20 protein-coding genes are annotated in these 23,149 nt (G+C 31.9%); 12 read left to right on the forward strand and 8 right to left on the reverse strand.

Translation table 11 applies throughout. The annotated features are described in order from the left end of the window. The first annotated feature begins 3 nt into the window (after positions 1–3). The 4 genes from KA814_RS12780 (at position 4) to dfrG (ending at position 3,962) form a co-directional block, all read left to right on the forward strand. Entirely contained in the window at positions 4–816 is an 813-nt protein-coding gene (locus KA814_RS12780; protein ID WP_046207866.1) for an ABC transporter permease, read from the forward strand. Further along, positions 813–1,886 carry an ABC transporter substrate-binding protein gene (locus KA814_RS12785; protein WP_064209099.1) on the forward strand — a complete coding sequence of 358 codons (1,074 nt, stop codon included), beginning with the start codon at positions 813–815 and terminating at the stop codon, positions 1,884–1,886. The genes KA814_RS12780 and KA814_RS12785 overlap by 4 nt, the downstream gene beginning before the upstream one ends. 74 nt (positions 1,887–1,960) lie before the next feature. Then, positions 1,961–3,142: a lipoteichoic acid stability factor AuxB gene (gene auxB, locus KA814_RS12790; protein ID WP_210122770.1), complete on the forward strand. Its 1,182-nt coding sequence runs from the start codon at positions 1,961–1,963 to the stop codon at positions 3,140–3,142. A gap of 322 nt (positions 3,143–3,464) precedes the next feature. Beyond that, positions 3,465–3,962 (forward strand): trimethoprim-resistant dihydrofolate reductase DfrG, encoded by a 498-nt coding sequence (dfrG, locus tag KA814_RS12795; RefSeq protein WP_000868795.1) that lies wholly within the window; start codon positions 3,465–3,467, stop codon positions 3,960–3,962. Between the two features lie 71 nt (positions 3,963–4,033). Here the strand turns inward: dfrG and KA814_RS12800 are convergent, their stop codons facing one another. The 3 genes from KA814_RS12800 to KA814_RS12810 form a co-directional block, all read right to left on the reverse strand. Continuing rightward, positions 4,034–5,986, reverse strand: coding sequence for a hypothetical protein (locus KA814_RS12800; protein ID WP_000163792.1), 1,953 nt, complete (start codon positions 5,984–5,986; stop codon positions 4,034–4,036). Positions 5,987–5,992: 6 nt separating this feature from the next. Beyond that, a complete protein-coding gene (locus KA814_RS12805; RefSeq protein WP_001159903.1) occupies positions 5,993–6,229 on the reverse strand; it encodes a hypothetical protein in 237 nt (78 codons plus the stop codon). 424 nt (positions 6,230–6,653) lie between these two features. Continuing rightward, positions 6,654–7,979 (reverse strand): Nramp family divalent metal transporter, encoded by a 1,326-nt coding sequence (locus tag KA814_RS12810; RefSeq protein ID WP_064209130.1) that lies wholly within the window; start codon positions 7,977–7,979, stop codon positions 6,654–6,656. A gap of 238 nt (positions 7,980–8,217) precedes the next feature. On the opposite strand from KA814_RS12810, the gene KA814_RS12815 reads away from it, so the two are divergent. Next, positions 8,218–8,724, forward strand: a complete 507-nt coding sequence (locus KA814_RS12815) for a DUF4064 domain-containing protein (RefSeq protein ID WP_046207863.1) — start codon at positions 8,218–8,220, stop codon at positions 8,722–8,724. A 403-nt stretch (positions 8,725–9,127) separates the two neighbouring features. Here KA814_RS12815 and KA814_RS12820 read toward each other — a convergent pair whose 3' ends face one another. After that, positions 9,128–9,739, reverse strand: a complete 612-nt coding sequence (locus tag KA814_RS12820; protein WP_064209097.1) for a YktB family protein — start codon at positions 9,737–9,739, stop codon at positions 9,128–9,130. 246 nt (positions 9,740–9,985) lie between these two features. Here KA814_RS12820 and KA814_RS12825 point away from each other — a divergent pair, with 246 nt between their 5' ends. Beyond that, on the forward strand, positions 9,986–10,801 hold the full coding sequence (locus KA814_RS12825; RefSeq protein WP_064209096.1) for an inositol monophosphatase family protein: 816 nt from the start codon (positions 9,986–9,988) through the stop codon (positions 10,799–10,801). A 193-nt stretch (positions 10,802–10,994) separates the two neighbouring features. On the opposite strand, the gene KA814_RS12830 is transcribed toward KA814_RS12825, so the two are convergent. Further along, positions 10,995–11,186, reverse strand: coding sequence for a DUF5325 family protein (locus tag KA814_RS12830; RefSeq protein WP_046207860.1), 192 nt, complete (start codon positions 11,184–11,186; stop codon positions 10,995–10,997). 100 nt (positions 11,187–11,286) lie between these two features. On the opposite strand from KA814_RS12830, the gene typA reads away from it, so the two are divergent. Beyond that, complete coding sequence (gene typA / locus KA814_RS12835) at positions 11,287–13,134, forward strand: translational GTPase TypA (RefSeq protein WP_046207859.1); 1,848 nt, start codon at positions 11,287–11,289, stop codon at positions 13,132–13,134. A 613-nt stretch (positions 13,135–13,747) separates the two neighbouring features. Here typA and KA814_RS12840 read toward each other — a convergent pair. Together KA814_RS12840 and KA814_RS12845 are read right to left on the reverse strand one after the other, a co-directional pair. After that, positions 13,748–13,921 (reverse strand): DUF2197 domain-containing protein, encoded by a 174-nt coding sequence (locus KA814_RS12840; protein WP_073342466.1) that lies wholly within the window; start codon positions 13,919–13,921, stop codon positions 13,748–13,750. Then, on the reverse strand, positions 13,922–14,404 hold the full coding sequence (locus tag KA814_RS12845) for a hypothetical protein (RefSeq protein ID WP_046207858.1): 483 nt from the start codon (positions 14,402–14,404) through the stop codon (positions 13,922–13,924). 344 nt (positions 14,405–14,748) lie between these two features. Here KA814_RS12845 and KA814_RS12850 point away from each other — a divergent pair, with 344 nt between their 5' ends. The 3 genes from KA814_RS12850 (at position 14,749) to KA814_RS12860 (ending at position 20,441) form a co-directional block, all read left to right on the forward strand. Continuing rightward, positions 14,749–15,024, forward strand: coding sequence for an Fpa/YlaN family protein (locus KA814_RS12850; RefSeq protein ID WP_019469266.1), 276 nt, complete (start codon positions 14,749–14,751; stop codon positions 15,022–15,024). A 357-nt stretch (positions 15,025–15,381) separates the two neighbouring features. Beyond that, positions 15,382–16,617, forward strand: coding sequence for a cell division peptidoglycan polymerase FtsW (ftsW, locus tag KA814_RS12855; protein WP_064209095.1), 1,236 nt, complete (start codon positions 15,382–15,384; stop codon positions 16,615–16,617). 368 nt (positions 16,618–16,985) lie between these two features. After that, positions 16,986–20,441, forward strand: a complete 3,456-nt coding sequence (locus tag KA814_RS12860; RefSeq protein ID WP_046207856.1) for a pyruvate carboxylase — start codon at positions 16,986–16,988, stop codon at positions 20,439–20,441. A gap of 62 nt (positions 20,442–20,503) precedes the next feature. On the opposite strand, the gene KA814_RS12865 is transcribed toward KA814_RS12860, so the two are convergent. Continuing rightward, positions 20,504–21,412, reverse strand: a complete 909-nt coding sequence (locus KA814_RS12865; RefSeq protein WP_046207855.1) for a COX15/CtaA family protein — start codon at positions 21,410–21,412, stop codon at positions 20,504–20,506. 279 nt (positions 21,413–21,691) lie between these two features. Between KA814_RS12865 and cyoE the strand changes: the two genes are divergently transcribed. Both cyoE and KA814_RS12875 read left to right on the forward strand, forming a co-directional pair. After that, the gene (gene cyoE, locus KA814_RS12870) at positions 21,692–22,603 is read left to right on the forward strand and encodes a heme o synthase (RefSeq protein ID WP_064209094.1); all 912 of its coding nucleotides are present in this window, start codon (positions 21,692–21,694) and stop codon (positions 22,601–22,603) included. Positions 22,604–22,627: 24 nt separating this feature from the next. Further along, positions 22,628–23,104 carry a DUF420 domain-containing protein gene (locus tag KA814_RS12875; protein WP_046207853.1) on the forward strand — a complete coding sequence of 159 codons (477 nt, stop codon included), beginning with the start codon at positions 22,628–22,630 and terminating at the stop codon, positions 23,102–23,104. Positions 23,105–23,149: the final 45 nt, after the last annotated feature.

Genomic DNA, 23,149 nt, shown 5'->3' on the forward strand with positions numbered 1-23,149 from the left:
CATATGAAATGGTATGGCAAACTATATATCGGTATATTAATTGCAGTATTGTACATCCCTATACTGTTTTTAATGTTTTATTCATTTAATTCAGCAGGTAATATGATTCATTTTGAGCATTTTACATTAGCGCACTATCTATCTTTATTTAACAATGACAGATTGTTATCGGTTATTTTTAATACGATTGCAGTGGCATTATTAGCTGCTGCAATTGCAACGGTCGTCGGAACAATGGGAGCCATTGCTTTATATCATTTAAGGAATAAGAAATTAAAAATTTCATTACTAACTTTAAATAATGTGCTAATGGTTTCTTCCGATGTTGTTATTGGTGCATCATTTTTGATTATGTTTACGGCAATTGGTCACTTTACAGGGTTAGGTCTTGGTTTTATCACTGTGCTCATTTCACATATTGCATTTTGCATTCCAATTGTAGTGATAATTGTGTTGCCTAAATTATATGAAATGAATGCACATACGTTAGATGCTGCTAGAGATTTAGGTGCCACTGAGTTACAAGTGTTAAACAAAGTGATGTTACCACATTTATTCCCAGCAATTCTTGGCGGTTTTTTTATGGCATTAACTTATTCATTAGATGATTTTACAGTTAGTTTTTTCGTTACGGGAAACGGATTTAGTGTATTATCAGTAGAAGTTTATGCTATGGCTAGAAAAGGTATAAGTATGGAAATTAATGCGATATCGACTATACTTTTTATAACAATAATCATAGGTATTCTTGGATATTATTTGATACAAAAAATTATCAAACGAAATAAAGCATTGAAGCAGGTGACTCAACAATGAAACGATTTTTACAATTAATCTTGCTCTCAATTTTTGTTGGATTACTATGTCTATGGATAAGTCAAAAACTCACTGAAAAAGAGCACTCTGCTTCAGGTGAAAAAATATATGTGTATAATTGGGGAGAATATATTGATCCAAGTTTAGTAAAAAAATTCCAAAAGGAAACTGGTATTGAAGTTGTGTACGAGACGTTTGATTCTAATGAGGCTATGGAAGCCAAAATACGCAATGGTGGAACAAATTATGATGTTGCTTTTCCAAGTGAATATACGATAGAAAAAATGAAAAAAGAAGGTTTGTTATTACCTTTAAATCATGAGAAAATACCAAATATAAAAAATTTAGATAAAGATTATATGAACATGTCATTTGATAGAGATAATCGTTATTCAGTACCATACTTTTTTGGTACAGTTGGTATTTTATATAATAAAAATGTGTATCCAAAAGATAACTTTAATTCGTGGGAAAGTTTATATAACCCAAAATATGAAAATGATATTTTATTAGTGGATGGTGCAAGAGAAGTTATAGGTTTAGGTTTAAACAAATTAGGCTACAGTTTAAATGATAAAAAAACACAACACTTAGCAGAAGTTGAACATGATTTGAAACAAATAAGTCCTAATATTAAAGGTGTCGTTGGTGATGAAATAACTATGATGCTTGAACAACATGAAGCAAATATCGCGGTTGTGTGGAGCGGTATAGCAGCGCCAATTGTGCAAAATAATAGCGACTTTGATTACGTGGTACCTAAAGAAGGGTCAAACTTGTGGTTTGATAACATGGTTATTCCCAAGACTGCTCAAAATAAAGCAGGTGCACACAAGTTTATCAACTTTATGTTAGATGCACAGAATAGTAAACAAAATACGGAATGGGTAGCTTATGCAACACCTAATAAGACTGCAAGAGCACAATTACCAAAAAATATCAAAGACGATGAACGATTTTATCCTTCAAAACGTACACAAGCAAGATTAGAAGTCTATAAAGATTTAGGTAAGGATACATTAAGTGAATATAATGAACGCTTTTTAAATTTTAAAATGTCGTTAAATTAAAGCGTAGTATAGTAGTTATTTTATCGTTTATTCGATATAATAGTTTGATAAGTAGTATAAGGAGTTGTATAGAAATGTCAGGAGAACAATATACTCAAGTTAGGCGTCCAGTGAGTCGACTAGCAGAAAAGGTATTGGGTTGGTTGAGCTGGATATTCTTACTATTATTAACAATCATCACAATGTTTATTGCACTAGTTTCTTTTAGTAGTGAAAGTTCTATTCAAAATTTAGAAACGTCGTTAAATGGTAATGATTTTATTCAGCAAATACTGGCGAATAATGGATTAAATACGATTCAATTCGTTATTTGGTTACAAAATGGTATATGGGCAGTTATCGTATATTTTATTGTTTGTTTATTAATATCGTTTTTAGCTTTAATATCAATGAATATTAGAATATTATCTGGTTTTTTATTTTTAATAGCTACAATCGTAACTTTACCTTTAGTTCTGTTATTTGTACCACTCATTATACCGATTCTATTTTTAATAGTGGCAATTATGATGTTTGCACGCAAAGATAAAGTAGAAATGATACCAGCATATTATTCTGGTGGTTATCAAGGTGGTTATAATGACTATGGACAAGAAAGAAAAGCAGAACCAAACCCTGAACCAAGGACAGAACCAAGACCAGAACCAAACCCACAATATAAAGCACAACAAGATACTTCTGACGTAGAACAACCATCAAATCAAGAACAACAATTAAGAAGAGGTGGGTATAGTTCCGAAGTTGCTAATAAAGTAAATTCGGATATCAATTCAAAAGAGGAAGAACCTCAAATACTATCTCGACAAGCCAAATACAATTATAAATCAAAACAGCAGTCAAATGATAATGATGACAATCTTCAAAATGACCTAGCAGATCAAAACTTTGATAGCCAAGCCTCTGAAGAAGAAGCTAGACGTAGACAAGAAGCATTTGAAAAAGAACAACAACTTCAACAAGAAGCATATGAAGAACAACAGCGAATCAAGCAAGAAAAGGCTGAGGAAGCTGCCAGATTGAAACAAGAAAAAGTAGAAGAAAAAGCTCGGATCAAGCAAGAAAAGAAAGCACGTAAACAGCGTGAAAAAGAAAGACGTAAGCAACAACCCAGTGCAGTTAATCAACGAAGAATGAATTTTGAAGAACGAAAGAAAATCACAAGTCAATCTGCAGAGTCATCAGAGAGTGATGAAGAACAAAACCAATCAAGTAAGAATATGCAAAGCGAAGCAGCAGATACAGATAAAGAAAAATAAAGCATGTATTTTATTATGCTATGCATAAAAAAGAGCAAATCCAAAATGTAAGTAGTTCAGTTTTGGAGTACAAAATGACAAAATGTACTTCAAAATGGACTACTTTTTTCATTTTAACTTACATACCAAATTACATACAAAATGATTTATAAAATGCAATTGAAAATGATAATTGAATGAAAATTTGTGATTTTGTGGTATTATGATAATATAACTTATAGAAAAAATTGCTTATTCAACTAACGGGCAGGATAATGAGAAAAGGTTTTTTGATAGAAATAAGAAATTAGATGGTAAATTAGTTAAAAAGGCTGTGTTATAAATGAAAGTTTCTTTGATTGCTGCGATGGATAAGAATAGAGTGATTGGCAAAGAGAATGACATTCCTTGGAGGATTCCCAAGGACTGGGAATATGTTAAAAATACTACAAAGGGACATCCGATAATATTAGGTAGGAAGAACCTTGAATCAATCGGAAGAGCCTTACCTGACAGAAGAAATATTATTCTGACGAGAGATAAGGGGTTTACCTTTAATGGTTGTGAAATTGTTCATTCAATAGAAGATGTTTTTGAGTTATGTAAAAACGAAGAAGAAATTTTTATTTTCGGAGGAGAACAGATTTATAATTTGTTTTTCCCTTATGTTGAGAAAATGTACATCACAAAAATACATCATGAATTCGAAGGAGATACTTTTTTTCCAGAAGTGAATTATGAGGAATGGAATGAGGTATTTGCCCAAAAAGGGATAAAGAATGATAAAAATCCGTATAACTACTATTTTCATGTATATGAAAGAAAAAACTTATTGAGTTAACGGGTGCGTTAATTGAAGAAGAACAGTAAAGATAAAGCACAAGAGCTTGGGATTACTCCAAGCTCTTTTTGTCATTTGAAATAAATTATATCTTTCCAATCAAATTGTTTATCTGTAATCCCTAATCTTTGAGCAGGTGTCAAAACCTTTTTATCCGCTGATTTAAAAGGGCGACAAAAGTTGTAGTAAGTTCTTAGAATTGTAATCGCAAATTGAGCATACTTCGGATTGAAGTTAGCGTAAATATAGCTCTTCTTATCACCACGAGCTGTTGTTAATGGTCTTTCAAGAGATGATATATAACGTCTTATCTGTTGAATAAAGCTATTGGTCGAATGGTCATTAACATTTAATAGCATCTTTGCGATTTCGTTTGGTTCCAGAGCAGATAAATCCGTTCTACAATCAACTGAATAAAATCCTTTATCCTTAGTGGCTAATGGATGTTTGATAGGGTTATCGGCATATTTGCGATATCTTTCTCCATCTTTACTAATAGCCTCTTCGTGGAATTGATGACTTGTTAGTAATTCAGTTAGATAATGAGATGCCAAAGTCCGTAGAAACTTTGTTTTGAATCCTCTGATATCTCCCCAATCGAGCAGTTCTGCTTTTGCTTGTCCGAATTCTTTTAAGCATTGTTTTCTGCTTTTCGTCTTGTTAACTTGGCAAATAAAATGATGTGCATCGCTCAACCTTAATTCTTTCGTGAATACTCTATAAAAGGCGTTTCTAATAGAGAAGTCATCATCACTAATCATTCGCCATTCGTCGGCATTAACCATTTGTTTAATTAACCAATAGTGAGCAGTTGTAGTATAAGGAGCATCAACATTTAAACCATCGACAAATCTACTCCTATTAGTAATTTTCCCTAATTCGTGAAGATAAGCATTCCTATTTTCGCTATCGTTAGCGGATGGTTCTTGTGGATAATAAGACCAATCTAACCTATCATTTTTACGACTAAAAGTATTGAGATGGTCTTCTTTGAATTTTCTTGTATCTTCATTTAATTCATCCATTGAAATATTCCAATCATAGGCAACATCAGAACGGAACACATATCTTGATAAGACCTCAGCAGATACAACTATATACGTTTGCATATTAAGGTCTTCAAACCCCGTATATTTCTTTGAACCTTGTCCTTTCTTACGGACGTTATTTAGGTAGTAGTGCATCTTGTCCGTATTAAGCCACATCTCGTTAAATTTCTTTGTTTGAAGGGGTTGTGTCTCATATCGTTCTAAAAACTCCAAACAACGCCTATACAGCCACTCCAGCTTATGATAGTAGGTTCCAACTCCAATTCCTAAAATATCACAAGTACGACTGACTGAAACCCTTCCAACAACCATCTTAGCGAACATTGGAAGAATGGTGTTCTTTTGTTGGTGATAAGTAGTGGTTTCTTCTCTTTTTGGTAGAACATTAGTGAACTTCTTACACGCCTTACATTGATAGCGTTGAGATTTGCCCCTACTTTTCCCCCTTTTGTAAAATTGCTTCGGCTCATTGAATGGGGTTGATTCTTCTTCCGAGCAGCCTTCTTTATGAAATTGATAATCTGGCTCAACATCTTGGATGCTATTGATTTCTATAAGGCGTTTAATTTCTTCAACAACAGACCAATTAGATAAAGGGGTTACTGTACAGTTTTGCGATACACCTCTGCCAATAGGATTGTCATTGCAGTACATACCTTTATGACCTTTATCTTTGGAACTACCAGTCATTTTATATCGACTTGGTTTCCCTTTTACATCTTTGAATTTGTGCTGTTCTTTCCCAAAATTACAACAAAACGGATTGATGCAGTAATTATATTGAATGGGATATTCAGAACCGTTCCATTTAAAAGACGTTGGCAAGAACAACATTTTGTTATACCTTGTTGCAAATCGTTTTGGAGTTAATAAATCATATTGTTTAGCCCTATCTTTTAATTCTTCGTTTGAAATCGGAATTTTAACATCTACAATTTCATCTTCCTTCGTGGCTAATCTTTTAAGCTTGGTCATTGTCTATCAACCCACTCTATCTTTGATACCCATTTTTTCAACAATCCGCTTATTACTTCGCTTGTTGGCAATCCATTCAATAAACTTCTTATCGTCTAAAATGTTCAATAAGAATTCATCCACTGCTTCGCTTTCAGTACGCTCTGCATATTCAGCGTATTGCTTAACTATCACCCTTACTTGCTCTGATATTTCCCAATCCACAGACTTAGCGTTCTTATTTTTTGGCTCAAGAAATTGCATAGGAAAATGCACCCCTTTTTGCTTAGTAAATTGTAACCATTTTAACACACCAATTTGCATTCCTACAATAATTATTTCACGTTCGCATTTTTATATACATTTTAACTTACATTTTGTGGTGTAAATTAACAACAAACGTTGATTTAACAATAAAAAACGAGTATCAAATTCAGTTGCAATTTGATACTCATTTAGGTTTACATTTTCACTTTTTGTACTCCAAAACTGAACTACTTATCCAAAATGGATTTGCTTTTTTTTATATGAATATTTGACAATTTTGACCGTTCACAAAATCACTATAATAATGAAAACATACAGAAATCGTCATTAAACAAAGGTATTAGATTTAAAAATAAACAAAACAGCAACTTCAATAAAGAAATTGCTGTTTTATTAGTCTGTATATATTTAAGTAATATGTTTACATAAGTTCTTTAAATGTTTCTAATATTAAATATACATTTAATAAGCTTAAAATAATGATTAATAACCACGATATCGTATTAACCCAAGTTCTGTTTTTAAATTGTCCCATTAAATAACGATTGTTTGTTGCCAATTGTAAAGGTATTAATGAGAATGGTAAAGCTAAACTTAAAAATACTTGTGAAAATACTAGTAATTGTTCAATTTTAGCTTCATCACTTTTAAAAATAATGATACAGAATATAATTGGTAAAATTGCAAGGAGACGTGTAACAAGTCTACGTAACCAATTTGGAATTTTGAGGTGTAAAAAACCTTCCATTACAATTTGTCCAGCCATCGTACCAGTAATTGTAGAATTTTGGCCTGATGCTAATAAAGCAATTGCAAATAAGGTACTCATAATTGCCCCCATAGAAGCTCCTAATATAGGCTGGTTTTGTAAAGCATGATATAGATCGTAGAAACCACCTAATTGATCAGTATTAACACCATAAAATAAGGCTGCACCTAAAACAAGTAATAAGCAATTAATAATAAATGCGATCGAAAGTTGAATATTAGAATCCATTGTAGCATATTTGATTGCATGTGCTTTTGATTTTAGACTATTTCTATCATACATTCTTGACTGCACAATAGAAGAGTGTAGGTATAAGTTGTGTGGCATAATTGTAGCACCAATAATCCCAAGTGCAATAAACAACGCGCTATTATTCGTTATGATTTCTTTGCTTGGTACAAAACCACTTAAAACCTCATTGACATGTGGTGAAGCGATAAACACTTCAAATATAAAGATCACAAGTACAGTGAAAATTAACGTACCTACGATTGCTTCTATCTTTCGGAAACCAAATCGCATAATAAAGAGTAATAAAAATACATCTAATACGGTGATAAGCGCACCAACAAGTAATGGAATGCCAAACAATAAATCTAATGCTATCGCACTTCCGATTACTTCTGCGATATCGGTTGCAATAATTGCTAATTCAGCAATAATCCAAAACACAAAAGATAATGGTTTATTTAAGTAATATTTTGTAGCTTGTGCTAAATCCATACCTGTAGCTATTCCTAATCTTACCGTCATACTTTGTAGTAACATTGCTGATAAGCTAGAGAGTAAAATGACGAATAGCAAAATGTATCCAAATTGTGCACCACCTTGCATTGAAGTAATCCAGTTACCTGGATCCATGTAACCAACTGCTACTAATAATCCTGGACCTAAATAAGATAATAACTTTTGACTAAATTTACCATTGGTATTAATAGAAACCGTATTGTTGATTTCTTCTAAACTTTTATTATGCATTTTTATATTATTAGTCAATAGTGATACCTCCTATACTTCTAACTAACTTTTTATAGATTACTCCAAAAAAATTATTAGGTCAACCTAACAAAGAAAAATTGTTAGGTTAAAATTTTACTGCTTTTAATTTTTTATTAGTAAATTAATATTTTGAAATATAGAAAATAATACTTTGTAATTTTGTAATATTGTTAAATTTGCTATGATAGTGATAATGAAAGAATAGGAGGAAAAAATGATGAATCGGAAAGCAGAAAAAATCCTTGCTTGGATTGCAAACGGTCTTAGTTTATTATTTTTAATACTCATGATTTTGGGGTTAATTTTATTGAATTTTCCCGAATCCAAGGAAGCATTAAATCAAATATATGAACAGCAAGGTATGTCTATATCAGCAGATGCACTTAAAGCGTCGATATTAATGCAAGGTGGATTTTTATTATTCGCGACGATTCTAGGATTCTGTGGTGTTTTTACAATTAAAGGAAACAGAATTTTAGCTGGGTGTCTTTTAATTGCAGCGGCTTTAATTAGTATTTTTACTGGTAATTTTATCGCATTAATACTTTGGATAATTGCTGGTATTATGCTGTTAGTAAAAAAAGACAAAATTCAATCACAATATCAAATGAAGTCAAATGATAATAGTGAAAATGGAAAGAATAATGATCCACGACAAAAAAGTGACATGAATCCAGAGCAAGAATTAAAAAAGAAAAAAGATGAGGATCCATATATTTATTAAATTATGTGAACGATTCGTACCATTAAAAGATTTATAAGAAATTGAAAATATACACTAACTGCTAACAAAGTATTGTCTATGTTAGCAGTTTAGTTATGAGTATAATTTTTGGATTTAATAAGGATACAGACATAGAAATTAAATAAATATATTTTTTTGCTTCTGTCCGTTAATTTAAAGTTAGTTAACGAAATACGTTAAAGTACATTTATTAACATAAAAAAGAGTCTAGGTCGACTCAACGATGACCTAAACTCTTTCATATTATTCTTTTTTTAATTCTAATCAACATGACTGGAGTGGGACGACGAATTTTTTTAATAATAATAAATTTCTGTCCCACTCTTTTTATAAGGTCTAAGCTATTTATACCTTGGTTGCTTTATAGAATCGGAGTTAAACATTATTTATAAAATTTTAATAACTGTGCGAAAGTCTCTTCTAAAAAGTTTAAGAAAGCTTTATCTGTTTTTAATTCATTCGCATTTGGGGCAAGTGTGCGTGCAACAAATAATTCACCTTTTTTCACTTTTTTAACACGATCAATTGCACTTTGTATATCATCGTCTGACATGTTTGCGATGTAAGTTTTTTCTTGAGACATGTGGTCCAAGCTTAAACTATAATCGGATGGTAAGTTTTTAAGGGTTTGAAATTGTTCTTCAAAAACCTTCACACGCTGCGCTTTATCTTTTGCTTCGTGCATAACACCATACATGACAAATAATTGGTTTTCAAAAAGACCTATTTGAAAATGAGGCAACATTTTATAACCGCGATTGTTAGTTGCAAATGCAACCCATGTATCCTTAGGCGGATTTACACTTCGTCTTGCATGTTTAGCAACGTGAGGATAAAATACTTCTCCTGTTGTTGCCTCTAAATATTGGGAAAAATATTCTCCTAATTCATGTAATTGTGGTCGAACATGTTTATTCAAAGCTACCATTCTGTTATCTAAGCCATCAACAGTAAATGCTTTAAAATCGTTTGCTTTAAATGTATATTTAGACATTTTAACCTCCTAGTATGTAATTATTATTTTTATTTTAGCACAATATTACGCTATAAACATTGCCATTGCATTTTTCTTTGAACGATATTACATTGCACAGAAACGTGTATAAACCTATGAATCAGGGTAAAAACATAGTATTATTAACTAATATGATATTACATACAATTGACTATTTTAATTATATAGAACTTTATCTTATTAAATATTAATGAAAAGTGAGTCGTGAAAAAGGAGAGGGATACAATGACTGTTTATGAGTTTGCAAAAGGCCTTATTTTAGAAGCGGGCATCAATGTAAAAAAAATCATGAATCAAGGTATAGAAATAGAAACTAAGTCAAATCCCAATGATTTAGTGACGAATGTTGATAAAGCGACTGAAAAGTATATTTTTGACAATATTAAGCAGACTTATCCAGAACATTTAGTGATTGGTGAAGAGGGACATGGACATGACCTTAAAGATGAATCAGGTATTGTATGGGTTGTTGACCCAATCGATGGGACGTTGAATTTTGTACATCAAAAAGAAAATTTTGCAATTTCTATAGGCATATTTAATGACGGCAAACCATATGCAGGATTTGTATACGATGTCATAAATGATAAACTTTACCATGCGAAAGTTGGAGATGGTGCATTTGAAAATGGGAATTCGTTATCTACTATTCAATCGAGTCCTTTAAAAACAAGTATAATTGGTATTAATCCAAATTGGCTTACAAAGCCAAAGTTAGGTGAAGTGTTCAAACCAATTGTGGATGAAGCTAGAAGTGCAAGGGCTTATGGCTCGGCTGCCTTAGAAATTATTCATGTAGCTACGGGTAAATTAGGAGGCTACATTACACCTAGATTACAACCTTGGGATTTTGCTGGTGGTTTAATTATTTTGCAAGAAGTAGGTGGCATAGGCACAGATTTAATGGGAAATGCCTTGTCCATATATGAACCGAGTTCCATAGTAATGGCAAATCCTCAATTACATGCAGAACTATTAGAATTTCATTTTCAAAAAAATAATGAAATGATAGAAGCATTACAAAAACGATTAAAACATTAAGATGATTGTTTTGAATCATATAACTAATCAAATTTTAACTTTTAAAGTAAGTGATGTGATACAGAAAGTCAATGATGGCTTAATTAGTAGCGTGTTAAATACAAACTTTAAAGCATTTTTAAATAAAATTAACATATAAAAAAGGACAGAAAATACATTTTTTAATGATTTTCTGTCCTCATTTATTTTATAATTATAACCAATTATTCTCACGATATTTCTTTTTTAAAGTGAAACCGCACCCAAATGTTGCAATGAATAGTATAAATGTTAAAATCATCATTGGAACATTTGTAGCAGCGATACTAAAGCTAAACAAAAGCAAAAATATAACAGCTATGATAGCGAGTACCCAGAATATTGATTTAGATTTTTTTTGTTGCATCCCAACCACACCTTTATAGTTTTCTTTAACCAATTATATGATATAATAAAAAAGTTGCAAAGAAAAGTGGGAATTTACTCGAGAAAGGAAATTATATAAAATGACTAAAATAAGAGAAGATGTTCGTAATATCGCAATCATCGCTCACGTTGACCATGGTAAAACAACATTAGTAGATGAATTATTAAAACAATCAGGAATTTTCCGTGAAAATGAGCATGTTGATGAGAGAGCAATGGATTCTAACGACATAGAAAGAGAACGAGGCATAACAATTCTTGCTAAAAATACGGCAATTAATTATAAAGATAACAGAATCAACATTTTAGATACACCTGGACACGCCGATTTCGGTGGCGAAGTTGAACGTATTATGAAAATGGTTGATGGTGTAATCTTAGTTGTAGATGCTTATGAAGGTACAATGCCACAAACACGTTTCGTATTAAAAAAAGCACTTGAACAAAATTTAAAACCTGTAGTAGTAGTAAATAAAATTGATAAACCTGAAGCTAGACCTGAAGGTGTAGTAGACGAAGTTTTAGATTTATTTATTGAATTAGAAGCTAATGATGAACAATTGGATTTCCCTGTTGTTTATGCATCAGCTGTTAATGGTACTGCAAGTTTAGATTCTGAAAAACAGGATGAAAACATGCAATCACTTTACGAAACAATTATTGATTATGTGCCAGCGCCAATTGATAATAGAGAAGAACCGTTACAATTCCAAATAGCATTGTTGGATTATAACGATTATGTTGGACGTATTGGTGTAGGACGTGTATTTAGAGGAACGATGCGTGTTGGTGATAGTGTATCTTTATTAAAATTAGATGGCTCTGTAAAGAATTTCAGAGTAACTAAAATTTTCGGTTATTTCGGATTAAAACGTGAAGAAATTGAAGAAGCTTATGCAGGCGATTTAATTGCTGTTTCAGGTATGGAAGACATTAACGTAGGTGAAACTGTAACACCTAATGATCATCAAGAGCCTTTACCGGTTCTTAGAATAGATGAACCTACATTGGAAATGACATTTAGAGTTAATAACTCACCGTTTGCTGGACGTGAAGGTGACTTCGTAACGTCTCGTCAAATTCAAGAGCGTTTAGATGAACAATTAGAAACAGATGTATCATTAAAAGTAACTCAAACAGAATCTCCAGATAAATGGATAGTTGCAGGACGTGGTGAACTACATTTATCTATTTTAATTGAAAATATGAGACGTGAAGGTTATGAATTACAAGTTTCAAAACCACAAGTTATCTTAAGAGAAATTGATGGCGTTAAATGTGAACCATTCGAACGTGTACAATGTGAAGTACCACAAGAATATACAGGTGCTGTCATAGAATCATTAGGTCAACGTAAAGGTGAAATGCTAGATATGGTGACTACTGATAATGGTTTAACTCGTCTGATATTTATGGTTCCAGCACGTGGTTTAATCGGTTATACTACTGAGTTTATGTCACAGACACGTGGCTACGGTATTATTAACCATACTTTTGAAGAATTCAAACCTCGTGTTAAAGGCCGTATAGGCGGTAGAAGAAATGGTGCGCTTGTGTCTATGGACAAAGGTCAAGCAAGTTCATATGCGATTATGGGATTAGAAGATCGTGGTACGAACTTTATGGAACCAGGTACTGAAGTATATGAAGGTATGATTGTCGGTGAACACAATCGTGAAAATGACTTAACAGTAAATATTACGAAAGAAAAACACCAAACTAACGTACGTTCAGCTACAAAAGATCAAACAGTTACAATGAAACGCCCAAGAAAATTAACTTTAGAAGAAGCATTACAATTTATCAATGATGATGAATTAGTAGAGGTAACGCCTGAAACGATTCGCATTAGAAAAACAATTTTAGAAAAAGCAGCGCGTGAAAAAGAAGCAAAACGAATCAAACAATTAATGCAAGAAGAAGAGTAATTAGTAAATCATCATAGTATTGGAGCAATAAATACTTTTGATTAACATGGCAATGTCAATTTCTATTGGAATAATATAGAGATTGATGTTGCTTTTTTTATGATATTCACTTGTTAAGTAGTAAAAATGATCTGTATTTGGTAATATAATTAGTTCGATTTTTAATTAATTAGGCGTTTTAGTAAAGCAGAGGTGTTATATTAACTTATAACTTTTATACACATGACATCAAATTAAATCATTTAATTGTATTTATTCATGATAGGTAAATATTTTGATTTTGTAGCGAATATCTTTGATAAGTAATAGTGAAATCTAGAATAGTAGTTACTGATAAAACTTCAAAGTATATCATGAGTTGCTTGAGTATACAGGATCAGTGTTGTTTCACATCAAGAAAGTTAATTGATAAGCAATGGTGATATAAAACAAACCCTATAAAAGTTTCAAATTGATAGAAACTTTCACAGGGCGTATTTTAAGATTAAGGTTCCAGTTGACTTATAAAATATTAACAGTCGATGACGATGGTCAAAGCTATTAATGATTGATAATATGATGAAGCTATATTTTGCTTTTTGGTTTAAAAGATGTGTAAGTCTGTACAAATAGATTATCGATGGTCGAAGGTTGTTGCTTGATTACGTTGTTTTGGTGTATCCAGACGACTTTTACATTCGTCGCACATAAAAGTGTGCATTGGATCATTTCTTAATCTTTTAGCTTCTAATGTATTTTGATCAATGAATACTTCGGTATCACAGATAATACATTGCACTTTTATCATTTAAATCACCTCGATGTGAGTAACATACTTGAACTCATATGAATAACCTTGTTCTGGAATATAGACAAAACTATCTACGAAGTTATCTTCATAAAGTCTTTTACCATCACGAGCGAATTGGAAGAAAAGATATGGTAGTAAATCTATTGGCACTTCTATTGAGTCATTATCATTAAATAAACGTATTGCTTTCGCATGATCATAAGGCTCAGCATTTTTGAAAAATGGTGACATATTAATTACAAATGAATTTTCTAAAACTGCTCTTTTTCTATATTTAATTTCTGAATTAAGTGTTGGAGGATTTGTTTGTCCTTCTAAAATTGCACGATTCCATTCCCGATTGTCATCGAAATTGATTGGTTTAGTGCCGTCAAAAACACCACTCTCTAAATCTTCTAATTTAACTTTTCTATCATCAAATATCCAAGTTGTACTATCTAAAGTAATTGGAAATTTAACTTCACCCTTAATTTGAATCATAATCCCACTCCTAATGTATTATAAAAATTTTAAATAAAACGAATCGACAAAAAGTTCAGCCGTTACAATAATTGACATTTTTGTGAATTTAGACGTAATTAAATAGTTTATATCATATGAGATGCTTCATATAAATAAAAATGTCTAATTGCTTGAACGCTCATAGCACAATGATTTGTGTAGTTCGTTTCATTAATTATATATGTAACTAAACTAAATATATCACTATTTCTAATATTATCATAAATAACTAGCCTTAGTATATTACTGAATTCGCTTGCTTTTTCTGTATCAGTAAGATAAACTTTTACATATAAAGTTACAATTGATAGGGGGAGTATGTCATGGTAAAGGGCCAAAAATTAAACAGTGCGGCATATGACCAATTAAATAAAGATGCAGACAGGATTCTTCAATTGATCAAAGTTCAAATGGATAATCTTACATTACCTCAATGCCCATTGTATGAAGAAGTTCTTGATACGCAAATGTTTGGTTTACAAAAAGAAGTTGATTTTGCTGTTGAACTAGGCTTGGTAGACAGAGAAGCGGGCAAAGATTTAATGCTTCGTTTAGAAAAAGAATTGTCTAAATTGCATGAGGCATTTACAAACGTTTAATTGGATTCAGTAATTTTAAAAGTATAAATTTATTTTTACTAAATAAAATGATATAAAGTGAAATTAAGTAGTTAAAAAACTACATAAGATATTTGAAGTGGCTAAGATGTCAATATTATATTGATTGTATCGTAGCCACTTTTTTTGTTTGATAACAATGGATGTATTAGTATATTAATGATTGAACAACAAATTATATTTGTTCGAAAAATGAATACAATTTTTGATATACTGTTAAAGATACAATTAATTTAAAAAACAATTTCGGTTTTTAGAATAACGTAACGTTTCTGAAACTTTTATTAAAAATGATTAATATGTAAAGAATATATAAAATAGAATTGGATGATATGTCGAATGAATAACATAAAGAGTTTTTTTCAATATATTAGTAAGAATGCTAAATATATTGATTATCCGTTAGTAATTACATATTTGTTGTTATGTCTCATTGGCTTAGTCATGGTATATAGTGCAAGTATGGTTGCAGCCACTAAAGGTTCTTTAACAGGCGGTGTACCTGTGACAGGAACATATTTTTACACTAGGCAATTAATGTACGTAATTATGAGTATCATTCTTGTTTTTATTATGGCTTTTGTGATGAATGTGAAGTTTTTGGAAACAATTAAGTTTCAAAAATGGATGATGCTTGGGATTATCTTATTATTAATGGCAACGCTTTTAGTAGGAAGTAATATTAATGGTTCGAAAAGTTGGATTAATTTAGGCTTTATGAATTTACAAGCTTCAGAACTGTTGAAAATTGCTTTGATATTATATATTCCATATATGATTGAAAAGAAAAGGCCAAAAGTTTTTAAAAATCCTAAATTAATGACTTCACCAATCATTTTATCTGCTATTTGTATTGGCCTTGTGTTTTTACAGCGCGATGTAGGGCAAACATTATTAATTTTAATAATTTTTTTCTCAATCTTATTTTATGCAGGTATTGGCGTTCAAAAATCGCTAAAATATGGTTTAATTGTTCTTACAGGTGTTGTACTTATTGGTGGCTTATTTTTACTCATAGGGCTCGTGCCAGATTATTTAACGGCTAGATTCAGTACCCTTACAGATCCATTTAGTAATGAAGGTGGCACAGGTTACCACATTTCTAATTCATTAATTGCAATTGGTAATGGAGGATTGTTAGGCCGTGGTTTAGGAAATAGTATTATGAAATTAGGTTATTTGCCGGAACCACATACTGACTTTATTTTCTCTATTATTTGTGAGGAACTTGGACTTGTTGGAGGGCTAATTGTCATTTGCCTATTATTCTTTATTGTATATCGTGCATTTGAACTTGCGAGTAAAACAAGCTCATACTTTTATAAATTAGTTTGTGTAGGTGTTGCGAGTTATATAGGTAGTCAAACATTTGTCAATTTAGGTGGTATTTCAGGCTCGATACCTTTAACTGGTGTCCCGTTACCATTTATTAGCTTTGGTGGGTCATCAATGATTAGCTTAAGTATTGCAATGGGACTATTGTTAATTACAGCTAAACAAATTAAAGTAGATGAAGCGAAAAGAAGACAGCAACGTAAACATACTAAAAATTTTAGCGTGCCAAAAAATAATTAATACGTGCAAAATAAGCAAACGATTCAACATGCAAATGTTGGAAACGTTTGCTTATTTTTTTATCTGTACAAGCTACTTTTGAAAAAGTTAATAAGTTTAACTCTTTTGATAATTTTAAGTTATTAATAATGATAACTTTATATTATGTTGTTTTTGTGATATAATCTCTCTTAAATACGATAGGTATCCATTTTTTCAGTGTTAATTACAATAAAATAGTTAGTCTTATATTTAAAATAAAAGTAATGGTTTTATTGTAATTTTAAATAATGTGAAAACTATTTTACTGTATACATAGTTCGTATTTTGCTATAATCAATTTTATATTCAACTTTTTAGAAAATTCAAAATTTAAGGGGGACCATGATTTGAAACAAATTAATAAACTTATGGTAGCCAATCGTGGAGAGATAGCAATAAGGATTTTTAGGGCTGCAACAGAATTGAATATTAAAACAGTTGCGATTTATTCAAACGAAGATAAAGGGTCTTTACATAGATATAAAGCTGATGAGTCATATTTAGTTGGGAAAGATTTAGGACCAGCAGAATCATATTTGGATATAGAGCGCATTTTAGATGTTGCGAAACGTGCAGGAGTGGACGCAATTCATCCTGGTTATGGATTTTTAAGTGAAAATGAAACTTTTGCTAAACGCTGTCAAGAAGAGGGGATAAAGTTTATCGGCCCACGTGTCGAACATCTAGACATGTTTGGGGATAAAGTTAAGGCAAGAACGACAGCTATAAATGCTGATTTAAGAGTTATTCCAGGTACAGATGGACCAATTGATAATCAATCCGATGCAATTGCTTTTGCAAATGAAGCCGGCTACCCATTGATGATTAAAGCTACAAGCGGTGGCGGCGGTAAGGGTATGCGTATTGTGCGTTCAGAAGATGAATTGGAAGAAGCATTTCACAGAGCAAAATCTGAAGCAGAGAAATCTTTTGGTAATAGTGAGGTTTATATTGAAAAATATATAGATAATCCAAAACACATTGAAGTACAAGTCATTGGTGATGAACATGGAAACATCGTTCATTTATATGAACGTGATTGTTCTGTCCAAAGACGACATCAGAAAGTTGTTGAAGTTGCGCCATCTGTTGCACTTACTGATGATTTAAGAGAGCGTATATGTGATGCTGCGATTCAATTAATGGAAAATATTGAATATGTAAATGCTGGTACAGTTGAATTTTTAGTATCTGGAGACGATTTCTATTTCATAGAAGTTAACCCTCGTGTACAAGTTGAGCATACAATTTCTGAGATGGTAACAGGTGTAGATATTGTTAAAACTCAAATTCTTGTAGCAGATGGTGAAAAACTATTTGATGATGAAATAGGCATGCCACAACAAAAAGATATTCAAACATTAGGCTATGCGATTCAATGTCGTATTACAACGGAAGATCCAACAAATGACTTTATGCCAGATACTGGTAGAATTATTGCTTATCGCTCAAGTGGTGGCTTTGGTGTCAGACTTGACGCTGGTGATGGTTTCCAAGGTGCCGAGATTTCACCATATTATGATTCATTACTTGTAAAATTATCTACACATGGTATGACGTTTAAACAAGCAAATGAAAAAATGGACCGTTCATTACAAGAAATGCGCATTCGTGGCGTGAAAACTAATGTGCCATTTTTAATTAATGTAATGAGAAATACTCAATTCAAGACCGGAGATTACACGACTAAGTTTATCGAAAGTACACCTGAGTTATTTGATATTGAACCTACATTAGATAGAGGAACAAAGACATTAGAATATATAGGTAATGTATCTATCAATGGTTTTCCTAACGTAGAAAAAAGGCCGAAACCGATTTATGAAACGTCGCCAATTCCTCAGGTTCCAAAAAAGGTTGTCGAAAAATTTGAAGGTACAAAGCAGTTATTAGATCATAAAGGGCCACAAGCAGTTGCGGAATGGTTAAAACAGCAAGAAGATGTATTAATTACAGATACAACGTTCAGAGACGCACATCAGTCATTGTTGGCCACACGCGTACGAACTAAAGATATGATGAATATTGCTTCTAAAACAGCAGAAGTAATGAAAGATAGTTTTTCATTAGAAATGTGGGGCGGCGCAACATTTGATGTTGCTTACAACTTCTTAAAAGAAAATCCGTGGGAAAGACTTGAAAGATTAAGAAAAGCTATTCCAAACGTTTTATTCCAAATGCTTTTACGTGCATCTAACGCTGTTGGCTATAAAAACTATCCAGATAATGTCATTAAAAAATTTGTGAAAGAAAGTGCTGATGCAGGTATAGATGTCTTCCGCATATTTGATTCATTAAATTGGATAGATCAAATGAAAGTGGCAAATGAAGCCGTTCAAGAAGCAGGTAAGATTTCAGAGGGCGCTATTTGCTATACAGGTGATTTCTTAAATAGTAATCGTTCTGATATTTACACATTAGATTACTATATAAATATGGCGAAAACACTTGAATCAGAAGGATTCCACATTTTAGCAATTAAAGATATGGCCGGTTTATTAAAACCAAAAGCTGCGTATGAATTAATCGGTGAATTAAAAGCAGCGGTCAATTTACCAATTCATTTACACACACATGATACAAGCGGAAATGGGCTATTAACTTATAAAGAAGCTATAGATGCAGGTGTAGATGTCATTGACACAGCAGTTGCATCTATGAGTGGTTTAACCAGTCAACCTAGTGGTAATTCGTTGTATTATGCACTGAATGGTTTCGGTAGAAGCATGCGTGCAGATATTGATGGTATGGAAGAATTATCACATTATTGGGGTACTGTACGTCAATACTATAGCGATTTCGAAAGTGATATTAAGTCACCTAACACAGAAATTTATCAACATGAAATGCCAGGTGGACAATATTCGAATTTACGTCAACAAGCGAAAAGTTTAGGCTTAGGCAATAGATTTAATGAAGTGAAAGATATGTATAAACGTGTTAATTTCTTATTCGGTGATATTGTTAAAGTAACACCTTCATCAAAAGTTGTTGGTGATATGGCTTTATACATGGTTCAAAATGATTTAGATGAACAAACGATAATAAAAGATGGATATAAATTAGATTTCCCTGAATCTGTCGTATCATTCTTTAAAGGAGAAATTGGTCAGCCGGTAAATGGATTCAATAAAGACCTTCAAAAAGTGATATTGAAAGGTCAAACACCATTAACTGAACGACCAGGAGAATACTTAGAGCCAGTCGATTTTGAAACAGTGAGACAAGAATTAGAGGAAAAACAACAAAAAGAAGTCACTGAGCAAGATGTAATCAGTTATGTGTTATATCCTAAAGTCTATGAACAATTTATTTCGACACAAGAACAATATGGCAATGTATCACTTCTAGATACGCCAACATTTTTCTTTGGCATGAGAGCAAATGAAACTGTAGAAATTGAGATTGATACAGGTAAGCGATTAATTATTACACTTAAAACGATTACAGAACCTGATGAAAAAGGCGTACGTACGATATTTTATGATATGAATGGTCAGGCTAGACGTATCTTTATACAAGATGAAAATGTGAAAGCCAATGCCAGCGTTAAACCCAAAGCGGATAAACTGAATCCAAATCATATTGGTGCACAAATGCCAGGATCAGTTACAGAAGTTAAAATTACAGAAGGTGAATCTGTGACGAGTGGGCAAGCATTATTGATTACTGAAGCTATGAAGATGGAAACAACTATTCAAGCACCATTTGATGGTGTCGTAAGAAAAGTGACAGTACAAAATGGTGATGCGATTGAAACAGGAGATTTATTAATAGAAATTGAAAAAGAGCAAGAAGATTAAACTAAAAAATGCTGGGATACGGTTAACGTATCCCAGCATTTTTGTAAGTTAATTAAAGTAGATTATCCGCCACTTCTTATCGTTCTTAGCATCAATACAATAAAGTAAGCAATTAAACCAAACAATATTGTTATGAATAGTGCGTGCAATAAAGCAATTAATAAATTCACTTCAGTAATAATAGATAAAGCACCTGTAATCACTTGTAAAATTATTAAAATAAATGCAGCGGTATAACCAAAACGAATTGTTCGATTTTCTTTGTAATTATTAATTGCGTGTATAAACGTAATTAAAATCCAAATAAAAGCGATTAAAGCCATACCTCTGTGAGTGAAGTTCACCCAATCTTGTACGTTATGAGGTATTAAATCATTAAATGGAAGCGGCCATTGACCATAAGCTAAACTTGCTTCTTTATGTCTAACTAAAGCTCCAGTATAAATCGTTAAATATACAATGACTGCCATAATCCATGTGTAGATTCTAAGTGGTTTACGAATAAATAATTCATCAGCTTCGTATTTACGGTCTACTTCAAAGATAATTAACGCTAAAACAAATACTGAAGAAAATGAAATTAATGAAATACCAAAATGTAACGCTAAAACATAATCGTTTTGTTGCCACATGACTGCTGCTGCACCAACAAGTGCTTGTAATAATAAGAAACCAATACTAATCATGCATAATGGTTTAACTTCTTTGATATAACCAATATGTTTCCAAGCAACTATCACTAGCCATAAAACAAGAATTAAAGATAGACCTGATACTGCACGATGACTTAATTCAATAATTGTTTGTATAGGCAAATTTTGAGGTAAAAAAGCACCATGACATAACGGCCAGTCAGAGCCACAACCATCAGCTGAACCAGTTTTAGTAACTAGGGCACCTCCTAGCTGTACAAATGCCATTATTATCGCTGCCAATACAGATAACCATTTCAGGTTTTTTTTGTTAAACAAGAATTAACCCCCCACAAATAAATAAAACAGAATATGAGTAATGGTTCAGCTCAAATGATAACAACCATTATACTGTAAACCAAAGACTCTTTACATTTACTTCTTTATTTTTAAATAAAACTTAATTATTATTATAACAAGAAATACACTTCTAATTGTGTCACAAAAATGACTATTTGTGAATGTCGATAAAGTGTCACAAATAACTTTGTATAAATGTAGTCAATGACCTTAAATTGATATATCATTGTATTATATGGAAAATTTAGGAGGGAAATTATGAACAAAGAACAAACTTTGTCGCATAATTCTAGTCGTGTAACGTTTAAAGAGTTACAACAAATTATTAAGATGGGACTAGTACAGGGCAATTTAATTCCAGCGTTTGCCGGTTCATGGCTTGCAATTGTGTTGGCAAATCATTCCTTCCTCTCGTCAATACCACAGATTTTAATGATGTTGGTAGGTTCGACATTAATTATGGGGGGCGCATGCGCTTTAAATAATTACTATGATCAAGATATTGACAGTATCATGCCAAGTAAACAGCAAAGACCTTCAGTTAATGGAAAAATTTCAAATAGAAATTTATTATTACTTAGTTTTGGAATGATGCTCGTAGGGGAAGCATTATTATTTGCTTTAAATATACCATCCGGTGTAATTGGATTGTTAGGTATCGTTGGCTATGTGTCATTTTATTCAATTTGGTCTAAACGTCATACAGTTTGGAATACAGTAATTGGGAGTTTTCCTGGTGCTGTACCACCGTTAATAGGTTGGACAGCTATCGAGAGCAATATTAGTATAATTGCTGTAGCGCTATTCTTAGTAATATTTTGTTGGCAACCAGTACATTTTTATGCATTGGCAATAAAACGTAAAGATGAATATAGCTTGGCAAATATTCCGATGTTACCTTCTGTTAAAGGTTTCAAACGCACGAGAGTGAGTATGTTTATATGGCTAATATTGTTATTACCATTGCCATTATTATTGAGTGATCTTGGTACAACGTTTATAGTATTAGCTACGTTATTAAACTTAGGCTGGTTATATTTAGGTTTAACTAGTTTTAAAAAAGATTCAGATCAAACAAAATGGGCAACAAAAATGTTTGTTTATTCTTTAAACTATTTAGTAGTTTTCTTCGTACTCGTTGTTGTTGTTTCATTAATTAAAATGTTCTAATAAATATTAATAAGGATGGAATTTATGAATTTACCAATCTTACCTACAATTAGCACAACATGTATAGTGATAAGCGCAATCCTTATTGCAATCGGATGGCGTAAAATATGGAAAAGAGAAATCGAAAGTCATAAAAAATTTATGTTACTTGCTGCCGTATTTGCGCTAACATTTTTTATTATTTATGCTTCGAGAACGATATTTATTGGTAATACTGCTTTTGGCGGTCCAGAATCAATTAAGATTTATTATACAATATTCTTAATTTTTCATATCAATTTAGCTACCATTGGTGGGTTATTGGGACTTTTCCAAATTATCACTGCGTTCAAAGACAAGTTTAAACTTCACAGATTTGTAGGACCAATTGCATCAATTGTTTGGTTTTGTACTGCTATCACAGGCGTGATGGTTTATGTACTACTCTATGTATTATATCCAGGCGGAGAAACGACATCATTATTGAAAGCAACTTTCGGTTTTATAAATATACTTAGCTAAGGATGCGAGAGACTAATCTAGCTAAAATATTGATTATATCTAAAA

Origin of the sequence: Staphylococcus sp. GDY8P196P (assembly GCF_017891705.1) — a bacterium.
GTDB lineage: Bacteria > Bacillota > Bacilli > Staphylococcales > Staphylococcaceae > Staphylococcus > Staphylococcus ureilyticus.

Excerpts from the sequence above, each read along its gene's own strand:
- KA814_RS12780 (WP_046207866.1), top strand. The coding sequence starts at position 4 with ATGAAATGGTATGGCAAACTATATATCGGTATATTAATTGCAGTATTG.
- KA814_RS12785 (WP_064209099.1), top strand. The coding sequence starts at position 813 with ATGAAACGATTTTTACAATTAATCTTGCTCTCAATTTTTGTTGGATTA.
- auxB (WP_210122770.1), top strand. The coding sequence starts at position 1,961 with ATGTCAGGAGAACAATATACTCAAGTTAGGCGTCCAGTGAGTCGACTA.
- dfrG (WP_000868795.1), top strand. The coding sequence starts at position 3,465 with ATGAAAGTTTCTTTGATTGCTGCGATGGATAAGAATAGAGTGATTGGC.
- KA814_RS12800 (WP_000163792.1), bottom strand. The coding sequence starts at position 5,986 with ATGACCAAGCTTAAAAGATTAGCCACGAAGGAAGATGAAATTGTAGAT.
- KA814_RS12805 (WP_001159903.1), bottom strand. The coding sequence starts at position 6,229 with ATGCAATTTCTTGAGCCAAAAAATAAGAACGCTAAGTCTGTGGATTGG.
- KA814_RS12810 (WP_064209130.1), bottom strand. The coding sequence starts at position 7,979 with ATGCATAATAAAAGTTTAGAAGAAATCAACAATACGGTTTCTATTAAT.
- KA814_RS12815 (WP_046207863.1), top strand. The coding sequence starts at position 8,218 with ATGAATCGGAAAGCAGAAAAAATCCTTGCTTGGATTGCAAACGGTCTT.
- KA814_RS12820 (WP_064209097.1), bottom strand. The coding sequence starts at position 9,739 with ATGTCTAAATATACATTTAAAGCAAACGATTTTAAAGCATTTACTGTT.
- KA814_RS12825 (WP_064209096.1), top strand. The coding sequence starts at position 9,986 with ATGACTGTTTATGAGTTTGCAAAAGGCCTTATTTTAGAAGCGGGCATC.
- KA814_RS12830 (WP_046207860.1), bottom strand. The coding sequence starts at position 11,186 with ATGCAACAAAAAAAATCTAAATCAATATTCTGGGTACTCGCTATCATA.
- typA (WP_046207859.1), top strand. The coding sequence starts at position 11,287 with ATGACTAAAATAAGAGAAGATGTTCGTAATATCGCAATCATCGCTCAC.
- KA814_RS12840 (WP_073342466.1), bottom strand. The coding sequence starts at position 13,921 with ATGATAAAAGTGCAATGTATTATCTGTGATACCGAAGTATTCATTGAT.
- KA814_RS12845 (WP_046207858.1), bottom strand. The coding sequence starts at position 14,404 with ATGATTCAAATTAAGGGTGAAGTTAAATTTCCAATTACTTTAGATAGT.
- KA814_RS12850 (WP_019469266.1), top strand. The coding sequence starts at position 14,749 with ATGGTAAAGGGCCAAAAATTAAACAGTGCGGCATATGACCAATTAAAT.
- ftsW (WP_064209095.1), top strand. The coding sequence starts at position 15,382 with ATGAATAACATAAAGAGTTTTTTTCAATATATTAGTAAGAATGCTAAA.
- cyoE (WP_064209094.1), top strand. The coding sequence starts at position 21,692 with ATGAACAAAGAACAAACTTTGTCGCATAATTCTAGTCGTGTAACGTTT.
- KA814_RS12875 (WP_046207853.1), top strand. The coding sequence starts at position 22,628 with ATGAATTTACCAATCTTACCTACAATTAGCACAACATGTATAGTGATA.